Here is a 13,136-nt window from a genome sequence, read left to right as displayed (position 1 = left end):
ACTAATAGCAACCTTCGGCTGTTTTTCTCTCCCTCGATGCGGTGCCGCCGCTTCGGCACTGTACGATTAACGGGCTATGTAGCAGTAAATTATAAAGGGCCGCCGTGCATCGCACGACAGCCCTTCCTCTTCATTTACTTATCGTAGTTTGGCTACTTCTTGATATTGGGCAGTTCAAGCCCGTAATGTTTCCTGCGGTCCTCGGCTTTGAGCCATATGCCGAGCAGCATGGCGACGACGCCGCAGCTTGCGAAGATCACCATCGGAAGCGTATAGTTGTAGGCTGTACCGTCGATATGGCCGGGGTTGCTGAATTTGAGCGCATAGCCGATCACGGCCGGGAAGAGGCACAGCCCGATGTTCTGAATCCAGAAGATCAGCGAGTATGCCGAACCCAGATAGCGGGTCTCCATGATCTTGGGAACCGAGGGCCAGAGGGCCGCGGGAACCAGCGAGAACGAGATGCCGAGAATGATGATCGCGCCGTAGGCGATCAGCGTGCTCGGATAGGCCGGAAGTACGAAGGCGAAGATCAGGTGGCAGACCGTCATCAGAATTGCACCGAAGATCAGCATCGTAGCGCCCTTGCCCTTATGGTCGAGGTAGCTGCCGAGCAGTGGCGTGATGGCCGCGGCGCCCATCGGGAACCAGCGGAAGATGTCGGCGGCCGTCTGGGCCGAGACGCCGAGGTTGCTCTCCAGCATGTTCGTGGCGAAACGCTGGAAGGGGAAGATCGCCGAGTAGTAGAGCACGCAGAGCATGGCGACGATCCAGAAGACCTTGCTGCCGAATATTTTGCCGAGGTCGCTGACGCGGAACTCCTCTTCCGAGCTGTTGTTGCCTTTGGCGTCGAGTCCCAGCTGTTTGTCCAGCTTGCGGTCCATGAACGTAAAGACCACGTAGGTCAGCAGGCCGATCAGCAGCAGCAGGGTGCAGAACGCCACCGGACGTACGACCGTTGCCGGCGCCATGTTGGCCAGCCACGGCGAGATGGTGAACACGGCGAATACGCCCACGCGGGCGATGGCCATTTCGAGTCCCATGGCCAGTGCCATCTCCTTGCCTTCGAACCATTTGGCGATGGTCTTCGATACGGTGATGCCGGCCATCTCCATGCCGCAGCCGAAGATCATGAATCCCAGCGATGCGAGTTTGGCGCTGCCCGGAAACGATACCCACCAGCTGTTGAGCCACGTTTCGATGCCCGAACCGATGAAGGCGTCGCTCACTCCGTAATACTTGATGCTGGCGCCGATGAACATCAGGGACGCCGAGAGCACTCCCGTGAAGCGTATGCCCATCTTGTCGAGGATGATGCCCGCCAGAATCAGGAATCCGAAGACGTTGAAAATGAACTCCGAGCTTCCGTACATGCCGAAGACGTCGGGCGTCCAGCCGCGCTGGGCCTCGATCATGCTCTGCAGCGGCGACATCATGTCTACGAACATGTAGCCGAAGAACATCGTCAGCGCGATCAGAATCAGCGCCGTCCAGCGGACGAATGCCGAATCGTTGAGTTTTCGTTGGATAATTTCCGTCATAGTTATTTGATTTGAGTTAGCTTACTTCTCCGTCGGCGCGTAACGTTTCAGCACCTCGTAAGCCTCGACGATACCCAGTTCGCCGGCCTTCGAAATGTCGAGACACCCTTTGCGCGTGTCCTTCATGAATATCTGTATGATGCCGCGGTTGTAATACGCCTCGGCGAAATTGGGGTTGAGTTCGATGGCCTTCGTGTAGTCTTCGAACGCTTCGGGCAGGCTTCCCGACAAGGCCCGCAGGTTCGCGCGGTTGTAGTAGCTGTAGGCCAGATCGGGGAAGAGCTTGATGGCCTTGTTCAGGTCGGCTACCGCCTCGTCGTAGCTGTACGTGCGTTTGCTGTTGTTGTTCAGCCGGTTCGCCGGGTCCGAGTCGATGGTGATGCGCTGGTAGGAGTTGTCGATCGACGAGATGAAGTCGATCATCTCGGCGCGCGTGGTCGAGCGGTTCAGGTAGAGGAACGGGTTGCTCGGATTCAGCTCGATGGCCGACGAGAAGGTATTGACGGCATTGGTGTACTGCTTGATGAGCGCCTGCGAGACGCCGCGCTCGAAGAGCACCGTCCACGAGGTTTCCGCCGCTTTCAGCTCCTCGACATACTGCTTGTCGAGCATCACGAGCGTGTCGGGCGCAATGTTGGTTTCGCGCCACGAAAGCGTCAGGAATTCGTTGTCCACGCGTTTCTTGAAGTCTTCGACGCGCTGCACGTGGTAACGCTCCACGGCCGGCACGGTGTCGGGGCGCATCAGCGTGAATTTGAACAGCGGCAGCAGGCGCATCTCTTCGCGTCCGCCGTTGTGGCCCGTCACGCGGTCGAAACTGCCGCCTGAGAATTTGCTGTCGAATGACAGCAGGCGGTCGAAGCGCTGCGTCGTATCGGCGAATATCGAATAGGTGCTGTCGCTCAGGCGCGAGCGGTATTCCGCGATTTTCTTCTGCGCCGTGTCGCGGTCCTTCTTGGCGCCCTGCGGGTCGCGCAGCAGCTCGCGCAGGCGGCCGCGGTAGATATAGGCGTTGGCGAAGTCGGGATAGAGCTTGATGGCCGAGGTATAGTCCTCGGCGGCTTTTTCGATCTCGCCCAGCTGGGCGTATACGCCCGCGCGGTTGTAGTATACCAGCACGTTGTTGGGCGAATAGAGCGCCACTTTGTCGTAATCCTCCAGTGCGCGGTTGTAGTCGCCGATCTGCGTGCGCAGCATGGCGCGGTTGAAGTAGGTCAGCGAGTTGGTCGAATCGAGCTGGATCACCTTGTCGAAGTCCGACAAGGCCAGCATCGGGCGGTTGGTGTTCGAGTAGACCAGTGCCCGGTTGAAGTATGACAGCAGGTAGGTCGAGTCGCACTCGATCGCCTTGTTGAAGTCGGCTTCGGCTTCGGGATAACGCTTCTGCTCCATGTAGAGACCGCCCCGGCGGTTGTAACCGTTGGGGTTCTCGCGGTTGGTGCGGATGGCGGTGTTGAAATTGTCGTAGGCGCGGACCGTGTCCTTGAGATGCAGGTAACTCAGGCCGCGGCAGATAAAGGCGTCGGCGACCTTGTTCTCCTGACGGATGAACTTGTCGAAATCGTCGATGGCCTCGGTGAACTGCTGGTTCAAAAGACGCGTGACGCCGCGGCTGTAATAGGGTCCCGGCAGGTCGGGACGCAGCTCGATGGCTTCGCGGAAGTCCTGCAGCGCGTCGTCGTAGTTGCCCAGCCGCGAGCGGGTGATGGCGCGGTAGGTGTAGGCCTGCGTGTAGACCGGATTCATGCGGATCGCGGTCGAGAAATCGGCTTCGGCGCCCAGCAGGTCGTCGAGGTTGTATTTGGCGATGCCGCGCAGGAAATAGCCTTCGAAGGCGTTTTCGTCGAAACGCAGCAGGGTGTTGAGCGTGCGGATGGCCTCTTGGTAATCGTTGTTCATCATGCACGAACGTCCGACCCAGAAAAAATATTCCCGGTTGTATTGTGCATACGATTTCGTCCCGCACATCAGCGCGGCGGCAAGGGCGATTCCCAAGATATATTTACGCATTTTCCGACTCACTTGTCCCTCTAACGTTCTTTTCGGGCTGTTTATTATTCCGGTTTATTCCAATTCATATCCGAAACGGCGCAGCTGGCGCTCGTTGTTGCGCCAGTCGTCGCTTACCTTGACGAAAAGCTGCAGGAAGACCTTCTTGCCGAGGAACTCCTCCATGTCCTCGCGTGCGGTCTGTCCCACACGCTTGAGCTTTTCGCCCTTGTGGCCGATCAGTATGCCTTTCTGCGAGTCGCGGGCGACGTAGATCGTCGCGGCGATGCGGTCGATCGTCGGTTCCTCCCTGTAGCTGTCGATCTCGATTTCGCAGCAGTAGGGGATCTCCTTGTCGTAGAATTTGAGGATCTTTTCGCGGATGATTTCCGATGCGAAGAAACGCAGCGTCTTGTCCGTCAGCGTCTCTTTCGGGTAGAACGCCGGACCTTCGGGCAGCAGGGCGAGGATGGTTTTGAACAACCCCTCGATATTGAAGTTTTCCTTGGCCGATGCGGGTACGATCTGCGCTTCGGGCAGCTCCTGTCGCCACTTGTCCACCAGCGCGTCGAGCGCTTCGGGCGTCGAGAGGTCGATCTTGTTGATCACCACGACGGTCGGAATGCCGCTTTCCCGGATGCGGCCGATGATTTCGGCCGAACGGTCGCCCTGCTCCACGGTGTCGGTGACGTAGAGGATGACGTCGGCGTCGGTCACGGCGCCGGTCACGAATTTCATCATCGACTCCTGCAGTTTGTAACTGGGTTTGAGGATGCCCGGCGTGTCGGAGTAGACGATCTGGAAATCTTCGCCGGAGACGATGCCCATGATGCGGTGGCGCGTGGTCTGCGCCTTGGAGGTGATGATCGACAGTTTTTCGCCGACCAGAGCGTTCATCAGTGTCGATTTTCCGACATTGGGATTTCCGATGATATTTACAAAGCCCGATTTGTGCATTTTCTTTCTGGGATATGATCCGGACAAAGGTAACGATAAAATGCACCCCCTCCAAACACGGGAACGATTAATTTACCCGGCATTTTTCCCGATTGGACCCGTCCTGCCGCATTTCCCGATTTTTTCGTTTATATTTGCCGTAAGTGAAATCCCGATGCAACCGCCTATGAAAACCTCGAAAACTCTCTTTTTCCTGCTCGGCGCCCTGCTGGCGGCCCTGCTGACGTGGTGGCTGGCCGGCGACAAACAGGCCGCCGCCGGCACCTCCGCCGTTGGAATGCCAGCTGCGGGAATCTCTGCCGCCGGACTGCCGGCCGCGGGGGAGCGGAGCGCCCTCGACGTGATTGCGACGCGCACGAGCGTTCGCGCCTACCGGGACTGTCCGGTAGGGGCCGATACGGTCGAACTGCTGCTGCGTGCGGCGATGGCCGCGCCTTCGGCCATGAACCGCCAGCCGTGGGTCTTCGTGGTCGTGGACGACAAGGCGCTGCTCCAAAAATTTGCCGACTCCCTGCAATACGCCAAGATGGCGGCATCGGCGCCGCTGGCGGTCGTCGTCTGCGCGGACCTCACCCGCAATCCGGGCGCTTCCGGCGACTGGTGGGTGATGGACGCTTCGGCCGCTTCCGAGAACCTGCTTCTCGCAGCGCATGCCGTGGGGCTGGGGGCGGTGTGGACGGGCGTATATCCCCGCAGCGAGCGGGTGAAGGCCGTTCGCAGTATTCTGGGACTGCCGGGGTCCGTCGTACCGCTGAACGTGATTCCGATCGGGTATCCGGCCGAGACCCCGGAGCCTAAACAGAAATGGAATCCGGACAACATCCGTTATAACGGCTGGACGGAGTAGCCCGGTCCGAATTTAAAAATCCCTGCACCGAATCGGTCGTGCAGGGATTTTCTGATTTTGTTTCGGAAACTTCGGATTTTCCGGGACGGCGGGACGGCTTGTCGTCTGAATTACCGCCGCATGCCGGGCATCTTCGGCATCTTCATACCGCCTCCGGCCACGGCCTTCATCATCTTGCGGGTGTCCTCGAACTGCTTCATCAGACGGTTCACGTCGGCCATCGTCGTGCCGCTGCCTTTAGCGATGCGTTCGCGGCGGCGGGCATTGATGATTTCGGGGCGTTCGCGCTCGGCGGGGGTCATCGACGAGATGATCGCCTCGGTCTGCTTGAAGACGTCGTCCGGAATGTCCACGTTCTTGAGCATCTTGCCCATGCCGGGAAGCATCGACGCAAGGTCTTTCAGGTTGCCCATCTTCTTGATCTGCTGGATCTGGCCGATGAAGTCGTTGAAATTGAACTGGTTCTTGACCAGCTTCTTTTTCAGCTTGCGGGCCTCCTCCTCGTCGAACTGCTCCTGCGCGCGCTCCACGAGCGACACCACGTCGCCCATGCCCAGAATACGGTCGGCCATACGTTCGGGGTGGAAGACCTGCAGGGCGTCCATCTTCTCGCCGCTCGAAATGAATTTCAGCGGTTTGTTGACGACCGAACGGATCGAGATCGCGGCGCCGCCGCGGGTGTCGCCGTCGAGTTTGGTGAGCACCACGCCGTCGAAGTCGAGCCGGTCGTTGAACTCCCGTGCCGTGTTCACGGCGTCCTGACCCGTCATGGCGTCCACGACGAAGAGCGTTTCCGAGGGTTTCACGGCGGTTTTGATGGCCGTGATCTCCTGCATCATCGCCTCGTCTACGGCCAGACGTCCGGCGGTATCGACGATCACGACGTTGAACGCGTGCTGGCGTGCGTATTTTATGGCGTTTTCGGCGATCTGCACCGGGTCTTTGCTGCCCTCTTCGGTATATACCTCGACGCCGATCTGCCCTCCGAGCACCTTCAGCTGGTCGATGGCTGCCGGACGGTAAACGTCGCCGGCGACCAGCAGTACCTGCCGGCCTTTCTTGCTCTTGATGAACGAAGCCAGCTTGCCTGAGAAAGTGGTTTTACCCGAACCCTGAAGACCCGCGATCAGAATCACGGCGGGATTGCCCTCCAGCCGGATGTCCGTCGCCGTGCCGCCCATCAACAGGGCCAGCTCGTCGCGTACGATCTTGGTCATCATCTGGCCGGGCTTCACCGCCTTCAATACGTCCTGCCCCAGCGCCTTCTGCTTCACTTCGTCGGTGAACGACTTGGCTACCTTGTAGTTGACGTCGGCGTCGATCAGCGCACGGCGAATCTCCTTGAGGGTTTCGGCGATGTTGATCTCCGTGATGCGGCCCTCGCCTTTGAGGATTTTGAACGACCGTTCGAGTTTATCCGTTAAATTTTCAAACATAGGTCTGCGAAATTTTGCCCACAAAGATAACGAATAATTCACAAAGAGCAAGGGCCGCGGCAATTTTCGGCGCCGCTGCCGCCGCCGACCGCACTTTTCGGCGTAAATGTTTGGCAGTCCGGCCTATTGTGCTACCTTTGTGACCGAAGCAAACTATGCATTATGAAAAAAACAGCTTTTGCGGTACTCCTCGCGCTTCTGTGTTGCGTCAGCGGGGCGGCCCAGACTCCCGACGAATGGCAGCCCCCGAAGGGCCTGCCCTACGGCAACGAAATCGGCATCCGCTACGGCGCCCAGATCCAGCTCGGCAACGGCGGCCGGCTTTCGCCCGACCTGCAGGCGTTCAGCATCGACTATGCCCGCTACAACTACTACAACATCGGCTTCCGCACGGGTCTGAACGTCTTTCTGGACTCCGACGTCTTCGACTACTATTCCATCCCGATGCAGTTTACATGGCGGACGGGACGTATGGTGTCGGCATGGCGCAGAAGCAGGGACGAAGGCTATCCGAACAACGACCCTTATGGCAACGATTATTACGGGTATTACGGGGAGAGCAAACCCGACTGGGGCAGTGCGTTCCTCACCACGCTGTTCTCGATTCTCCCCTCGGCGTTCGAAGTGCATACGGGTTTCACACCGGGCATGATGTTCGGGCCGCTGAGCCTTCCGCCCTATGACGGGGGATTTCTCGTCAGACACCGCTTCAGCTGTACTTTCGATGTCGGCGCGCGGCTGATTATTCCCATCTGGCGGTTCAATCTCTACGGAGATTTCACCTACCATTGTTATATTACGGATAATTTCGGATTCCGATACGGAGACTTCCGTCCGACCCGCTCCTATATGGGCGTCGGCGTCGGCCTGTCGTTCAACTTCTGACCGGATTGCCGGGTCGCCGCAATCCGGTTGCCCAGCCGTCGCAATCCGGTTGCCCAGCCGTCGCAGCCCGGTTGCCCCAGCCGGTCGCTTACCGCAGCAGTCCGGCTTCGTAATAAATTACGATCTGTTCGATCATCCGGTCTTCGTTCTGCTTGTCGTATTCCGACTTGAGGTTCTGTCCGAAGATGCGCGACACGCCCTGCCAGAATCCCGCCACAAAGCCGCCCCGGAACTCCTTCAGCACCTCGTAGGCGGTGTATTCCGTTTCGCGGTCGATCAGTTTCAGCAACACTTTGCCCTGCGTGCGGGTCATGTGCTTCAGCACCGGCGTATACTCCTCCTTGATTTGGTTGTAAACCTGCCTGATATAGGCTTTCTGCGCCTTCTTCGTCGGCAGGCGGCACAACTCCTCCTCCATGGCCGCCATCTTGGCTTTGGCGATCCGGGCGATGGGGTAGACCTTCTTCACGGCATCGACCAGCTTGCGGTAGCGGCGCAGGTCCACCGGGCGGCTAAATACGTAAACCGGAAGAATGTGCACCAGCGGCACGGAGTCGCCCTTTTCCACGCACCACTCCTGATGCCAGAAGCCGCGGCCTCCCTGCGCCTGCGCTCCGGGGAGTGCGGCGGCCAGCGTTATCAGAAGCAGAAGCCACTTTTTCATGTCCGTAAAAAATTGTTACCTTTGCGAAGGTAATTATTTATCGGTTAAACGTCATACGCCAGAACGATATTATGCTCGAAAAAGGATTGTCGGCCCAGAGCCGCACTACGGTAACGAACGAAAATACGGCCGCCGCGATGGGATCGGGCGACCTGCCCGTATTCGCCACGCCTTCGATGGTGGCGCTGATGGAAAACGCCGCCATGACAGCCGCGGCGGCCGCATTGCCTGCCGGCTCGACGACCGTGGGCGCGGAGATGAACGTCACCCATATCAAACCTTCGGGGCTGGGCGCCGAAATCACCGCGACGGCCGTGCTGACCGAAGTCGAGGGACGCAAGCTGACTTTCAACGTCGGCGCGCGCGACGCCGGGGGGATGATCGGCGAGGGCGTGCATATCCGCTATGTCGTGGACTGCGAGAAGTTCATGGCCAAACTGGGCTGACCGTGGACCGACCAAGTGCCGAACCTCGGCGCCGCAGCCGCTTCCGTCTGTGGTGCGGACGTCTCTGGTACACCTGCCTGCGTTACGGGTTGTGGTACTTCGGCGGCCTGCGTTTCGCCCGTAAATCCGGCTCTCCGAGCTGCGACTATTCGCACTTCCGGCACCGGACGCCCTTGCTGCGCAGGCTGAAGGACGTCGACATGCAGTACCAATACAACAAGATCACCAATCTCCGGCTGGCCGCGGCGCGTCTCGACGGCGTGGTGCTGCGTCCGGGCGAGACGTTCAGCTATTGGCGGCTGATCGGACGTCCCTCCCGCCGCAAGGGCTATCTCGACGGCATCGTTCTTTTCTGCGGCACGTTCCGCCCCGGAGTCGGCGGCGGACTCTGCCAGATGTCCAACCTGATCTTCTGGATGACGCTCCATACGCCGCTGACCGTTGTCGAGCGTTACCGCCATTCGTACGACGTATTTCCCGACTGCGGCCGCACCAGCCTTTCGGAAGCGGCGCGACCTGCGTTTATCCCTACCGCGACCTGATGATCCGCAACGATACGCAGACGACTTTCCGCCTGCATGTCACCGTAGGCGGCGAGTTCCTCGAAGGGGAGTGGCGCGCCGACCGGCGGCCGGAATACTCCTACCGCGTGGTCGAACGGGATCACTGCATGCAGAGCGAATACTGGGGCGGATACAGCCGCCACAACAAGCTCTACCGCGAGGTGTACGACGCCGAAGGCCGCTGCGTCGATGTGCAGTACGTCACCCGCAACGACGCGCTGATGATGTATTCGCCGTTCCTTGCGGAGAACGCTCAGCCCGGAAAACGGCCGGCCGACAATCAGCGGCCCGGCTATGAATAACCGCCTGTAAATGAAAAGGGCGCAGGGGAAAATCCTCCGCGCCCTTTTTCACATCGCTCCTCTCCGGTCATAGCCCGATCAGCAGGTGTTCGAGCAGGATGACCAGAATGCCCGACAGATAGCCGACGAACGCCAGCAGCGTGATTTTCTTGAAGTACCACGCGAAGTTGATCTTTTCCAGCCCCATCGCCACGACGCCCGCCGCCGAACCGATAATCAGCAGACTGCCGCCCACGCCTGCGCAGTAGGTCAGCAGGTGCCAGAACAGTCCGTCCTGCACGAACGACTGCATGTAGGCCGGATCGGCGCTGGCCGCAACCGCCGCCGCGTCCATGACCGGATACATGCCCATACATGCGGCCACCAGCGGTACGTTGTCGATGACCGACGAAAGCACGCCGATGACGCCCGCGATCGTGAAGACCTCGTGCACCTGCTTGTCGAGCCAGTTGGCCACGTCGGTCAGCACGCCCGCGCTCTGCAGTGCGGCCACCGACATCAGGATGCCGAGGAAGAAGAGAATCGTCGGCATGTCGATATGCTTGAGCACTTTCGAAACGCGGCATTTGATCGACTCCTCGATGCCGCGTTTGCGGTCGTAGATGATCTCCGTCAGCACCCACATCACGCCCAGCGAAACCATCATGCCCATGTAGGGCGGCAGGTGGGTGATGCTCTTGAATACGGGTACGAACAGCAGGCTGAGGACGCCCGTGACGAGGATGAACTTGCTCAGCCGCGGACCCACGCCCTTGGGCAGCTCCGCTTCGAACGCGCTTTCGTCCACGGGGGCCGCGTCTTCGTTGCCCACGTAGCGCATCGCGATCGCCGTCGGGATGATTACCGATACGATGCACGGCACGAAAAGCGTTCCCATCAGGGCCGCCGCAGTGACGTTGCCGCGCATCCAGAGCATGATCGTCGTCACGTCGCCGATGGGCGACCATGCGCCGCCGCTGTTGGCCGCGATGACGATCAGGCTGGCGAAAATCCAGCGCTCCTTCTGATCCGCAATGATTCGCCGCAGCAGCATTACCATGATGATCGTCGTGGTCATGTTGTCCAGCGCCGCCGACATGAAAAACGTGATGATGGCCAGCAGCCACATCAGCTTGTGCTTGTTGCGAGTGGTAATGTGGTCGGTGATGACGTTGAAGCCGCCGTGCGTGTCGATCAGATCGACGATGGTCATGGCTCCGATCAGGAAAACCAAGATTTCGCACGTGTCGCCCAGATGGTCTACCATCTCGTGGCTGATGTTGCTGTCGTGTCCCCACAGGCTGAAAACCGTCCATATCGCGCCGCACATAAGCAGTGCGATGGCCGATTTGTCCACTTTTACCTTATGCTCCAGCGCGATGAACGTGTAACCCACCACGAAGAGCAGAATCATTGTCAGAATCATGCTTTATGTGTTAAAAATCATATTCTCCGGCGCGGAAGACCTTGATCTCCCCGGTCGGCTGCCGGTTCATCAGCACCTGCGCCGCAATAAGCGAGCCGCTGTCCGTCCGGTAGCAGATGACCTGAGCCGCGGGCTGGTAGCTGCGGGGCAGGTTCTGCAGTACCGCAAAGTTGCCGCATTCGATCGCCGACTGCACTTTGGGCAGATCGTGCGCCTCGAAGGAGTATTCCGAGCGGTAGAGCCGCTCGCGGCTCCGCTTCTCGACCGGGGCCGACGAATCGCCGAACAGCCGGTAGCAGATCATCACGATGCCCGTGCAGAGGATGCAGGAGCTGATCAAAAGGTTCCACTGTGACAGCATGTCGTTCTCGGTAAAGAGACTGACATGGGAGTTGGCCCACAGCAGGGCGATGCTGCCTGCCGTCAGCACGATGCCTAATGACGGGTTGTAACGGCGGCATGTAATTTCGGGCGATGCGGAATAAATCGCATCATCGATCATATTTTTCATTGATGAGTTTTCGTTTGGTGAAAGATTCGTGAAAGTATTGTCCGCATGCCGGAGCGTGCGGTTCGAACGTGAATCCTCCGCTAAATGATAATCCTCCTCAAATAATAAATATACCGATCGGCCCTGCGTATGCTGGGCGGGCGTACGCCGCATTTTCCGACAGCCGGTGCGGCCGGGTGCGGATTGCCTGCGCAGGCGTACCCGCGGGTCCCCGCCACGATGAAATTCTCCGCGTGGCGGACGCTTCGTCCTGCGCCCTGTTCCGCTCCCGAAAGCTGGGTGCAGCCCGTGCAGGCGGTAGCCAGCAGGGGTGCGTTGTCGGTCTCGAAACGTTCGCTGTCGGCCTGCGAGAGAACGGCGGCGGTGATTTCGGCCCGGAGCGTACGGGACTGACTCTCCCCGGCGGCGTTTACCGTCGCCGCCGCCCAGCACAAAGCCAATATCATCAACCACTGTTTCATCCTTGCAAAAGTAATAAAATTATACCGACTATGCACCTTGATTTGCAGCATTTTTCGCTTCCGGAATTGTATTTTGGGAAAATTTGCTTATCTTTGTGCCGCTTTCGAGCAACGGATTGAGCTGTGGTGTAATGGTAACACAGCAGATTTTGGTTCTGTCGTTCCAGGTTCGAGTCCTGGCAGCTCAACTCACACAAAGGGAGACTTTCGAGGTCTCCCTTTTGTGTTATCGCGCTGTCCATCAGCTGTCTACACCAGTCCGGCACGGCTTTTGCCGGAGGGTTCCGGCGTCATTTCCCGGATTTCTCCGGCTCCGGATTTTCGTCGTCCGTTCCGCCGCACTGCGTCGCATTGTCGAGCATGCCGGTCAACAGTTCCATCGTTTCGATATTTTCCGCCTCTGCGGTGTCGGTCTTGTCGGTTTTCAGTGTGTCCATGATCGAATGATTTAGGTTTATCGGATTTTCTTGCGCGTTATGACGGCGGCGATCCACAACAGCGCGACGGCGCCGATGACCGAAGTCGCCAGACTGCCGAGCGAACCTATCGGCGCAGGTCCTACGGGCGAGAAGAGCCAGCCTCCCAGCACGCCGCCGACGAGTCCTACGATAAGGTTGATGATGAGCCCTGAGCCGTCGCCCTTGACGATGAGGTTGGCGATCCATCCGGACGCCAGACCTAGCAGGAGGTACCAGACAAAATACATAGATTTCCAGTTTTGATCTTATGTACCTGCCGCGTGCAAAATTCGTTCCCGATGTTGCGCCGGGGCGCTAAAGCGCCTGTTTCAGCGCTTTTGCCAACTGGTCGGGGCACGACGTGCCCTTGCCGCGGCAGTCGATGCCTTCGAGCCGCGCGACGGCATCTGCGGCTTTCATGCCGCGTACGAGCGCGGCGATGCCCTGCGTGTTTCCGGAACAGCCGCCCGTGAAGGTTACGCTGCGGATAACGCCCTCTTCCAGTTCGATGTCGATTTGCCGGGAACAGGTCCCGACGGTGGGATAGGATATGTGCTGGGTCATGGTGTCTGATATGAAAATTCGACCGCAAATATAGCAATAAACGGCGAAACGGGAAATCTTTTCTGAATGTAGGGGAGGTGCTTTCGCGGCCGCGGCTGTTGCGGGAA

16 protein-coding genes and 1 tRNA gene are annotated in these 13,136 nt (G+C 58.9%); 6 read left to right on the top strand and 11 right to left on the bottom strand.

All coding sequences use genetic code 11. The features are described 5' to 3' along the window. Window positions 1-152 precede the first annotated feature (152 nt). From ACESTR_RS04095 to era, 3 genes are read right to left on the bottom strand one after another with little or no spacing between them, the layout of a single operon-like run. Window positions 153-1,541 (bottom strand): MFS transporter, encoded by a 1,389-nt coding sequence (locus ACESTR_RS04095; RefSeq protein WP_014776223.1) that lies wholly within the window; start codon window positions 1,539-1,541, stop codon window positions 153-155. A 21-nt stretch (window positions 1,542-1,562) separates the two neighbouring features. Beyond that, the gene (locus tag ACESTR_RS04090) at window positions 1,563-3,551 is read right to left on the bottom strand and encodes a tetratricopeptide repeat protein (protein ID WP_014776224.1); all 1,989 of its coding nucleotides are present in this window, start codon (window positions 3,549-3,551) and stop codon (window positions 1,563-1,565) included. Window positions 3,552-3,605: 54 nt separating this feature from the next. Further along, entirely contained in the window at window positions 3,606-4,487 is an 882-nt protein-coding gene (era, locus tag ACESTR_RS04085) for a GTPase Era (protein WP_009598058.1), read from the bottom strand. Between the two features lie 166 nt (window positions 4,488-4,653). Here era and ACESTR_RS04080 point away from each other — a divergent pair, with 166 nt between their 5' ends. Then, window positions 4,654-5,334 (top strand): nitroreductase family protein, encoded by a 681-nt coding sequence (locus ACESTR_RS04080; protein WP_229100509.1) that lies wholly within the window; start codon window positions 4,654-4,656, stop codon window positions 5,332-5,334. Between the two features lie 110 nt (window positions 5,335-5,444). On the opposite strand, the gene ffh is transcribed toward ACESTR_RS04080, so the two are convergent. Then, window positions 5,445-6,770, bottom strand: coding sequence for a signal recognition particle protein (gene ffh, locus ACESTR_RS04075; protein ID WP_014776226.1), 1,326 nt, complete (start codon window positions 6,768-6,770; stop codon window positions 5,445-5,447). A 162-nt stretch (window positions 6,771-6,932) separates the two neighbouring features. Here ffh and ACESTR_RS04070 point away from each other — a divergent pair, with 162 nt between their 5' ends. After that, window positions 6,933-7,655 (top strand): hypothetical protein, encoded by a 723-nt coding sequence (locus tag ACESTR_RS04070; protein ID WP_014776227.1) that lies wholly within the window; start codon window positions 6,933-6,935, stop codon window positions 7,653-7,655. A gap of 88 nt (window positions 7,656-7,743) precedes the next feature. Here the strand turns inward: ACESTR_RS04070 and ACESTR_RS04065 are convergent, their stop codons facing one another. Continuing rightward, the gene (locus tag ACESTR_RS04065; RefSeq protein WP_009598013.1) at window positions 7,744-8,319 is read right to left on the bottom strand and encodes a DUF4294 domain-containing protein; all 576 of its coding nucleotides are present in this window, start codon (window positions 8,317-8,319) and stop codon (window positions 7,744-7,746) included. A gap of 71 nt (window positions 8,320-8,390) precedes the next feature. Here ACESTR_RS04065 and ACESTR_RS04060 point away from each other — a divergent pair, with 71 nt between their 5' ends. Genes ACESTR_RS04060 through ACESTR_RS04050 form a run of 3 tightly spaced genes read left to right on the top strand, consistent with a single transcriptional unit; the run spans window position 8,391 to window position 9,630 of the window. Next, the gene (locus ACESTR_RS04060; RefSeq protein ID WP_009598069.1) at window positions 8,391-8,765 is read left to right on the top strand and encodes a thioesterase family protein; all 375 of its coding nucleotides are present in this window, start codon (window positions 8,391-8,393) and stop codon (window positions 8,763-8,765) included. Window positions 8,766-8,767: 2 nt separating this feature from the next. Next, window positions 8,768-9,307, top strand: coding sequence for a VanW family protein (locus ACESTR_RS04055; protein ID WP_227042165.1), 540 nt, complete (start codon window positions 8,768-8,770; stop codon window positions 9,305-9,307). Then, on the top strand, window positions 9,307-9,630 hold the full coding sequence (locus tag ACESTR_RS04050; protein WP_227042164.1) for a hypothetical protein: 324 nt from the start codon (window positions 9,307-9,309) through the stop codon (window positions 9,628-9,630). Before ACESTR_RS04055 ends, ACESTR_RS04050 begins: the two co-directional genes overlap by 1 nt. A gap of 67 nt (window positions 9,631-9,697) precedes the next feature. Here ACESTR_RS04050 and nhaD read toward each other — a convergent pair whose 3' ends face one another. The 3 genes from nhaD to ACESTR_RS04035 form a co-directional block, all read right to left on the bottom strand. Continuing rightward, window positions 9,698-11,035, bottom strand: a complete 1,338-nt coding sequence (gene nhaD / locus ACESTR_RS04045; RefSeq protein ID WP_009597990.1) for a sodium:proton antiporter NhaD — start codon at window positions 11,033-11,035, stop codon at window positions 9,698-9,700. 10 nt (window positions 11,036-11,045) lie between these two features. Beyond that, the gene (locus ACESTR_RS04040; RefSeq protein ID WP_130062595.1) at window positions 11,046-11,546 is read right to left on the bottom strand and encodes a hypothetical protein; all 501 of its coding nucleotides are present in this window, start codon (window positions 11,544-11,546) and stop codon (window positions 11,046-11,048) included. 80 nt (window positions 11,547-11,626) lie between these two features. Beyond that, window positions 11,627-12,007: a hypothetical protein gene (locus ACESTR_RS04035; RefSeq protein WP_237958799.1), complete on the bottom strand. Its 381-nt coding sequence runs from the start codon at window positions 12,005-12,007 to the stop codon at window positions 11,627-11,629. 117 nt (window positions 12,008-12,124) lie between these two features. Here ACESTR_RS04035 and ACESTR_RS04030 point away from each other — a divergent pair. Continuing rightward, a tRNA-Gln gene (locus ACESTR_RS04030) sits at window positions 12,125-12,195 on the top strand. 102 nt (window positions 12,196-12,297) lie between these two features. Here the strand turns inward: ACESTR_RS04030 and ACESTR_RS04025 are convergent. From ACESTR_RS04025 to ACESTR_RS04015, 3 genes are all read right to left on the bottom strand, one after another. Continuing rightward, entirely contained in the window at window positions 12,298-12,444 is a 147-nt protein-coding gene (locus ACESTR_RS04025; protein WP_014776230.1) for a hypothetical protein, read from the bottom strand. 17 nt (window positions 12,445-12,461) lie between these two features. Further along, window positions 12,462-12,713 (bottom strand): GlsB/YeaQ/YmgE family stress response membrane protein, encoded by a 252-nt coding sequence (locus tag ACESTR_RS04020; RefSeq protein ID WP_014776231.1) that lies wholly within the window; start codon window positions 12,711-12,713, stop codon window positions 12,462-12,464. 67 nt (window positions 12,714-12,780) lie between these two features. Continuing rightward, window positions 12,781-13,029 carry a TIGR03905 family TSCPD domain-containing protein gene (locus ACESTR_RS04015; RefSeq protein ID WP_014776232.1) on the bottom strand — a complete coding sequence of 83 codons (249 nt, stop codon included), beginning with the start codon at window positions 13,027-13,029 and terminating at the stop codon, window positions 12,781-12,783. Between the last annotated feature and the right edge of the window lie 107 nt (window positions 13,030-13,136).

The sequence above is a fragment of the Alistipes sp. DJF_B185 genome (assembly GCF_964250025.1).
Taxonomy (GTDB): Bacteria; Bacteroidota; Bacteroidia; order Bacteroidales; family Rikenellaceae; genus Alistipes; species Alistipes finegoldii.
Note: the sequence above shows the minus strand (reverse complement) of the source record. Positions and strands in the feature narration are given on the sequence as shown.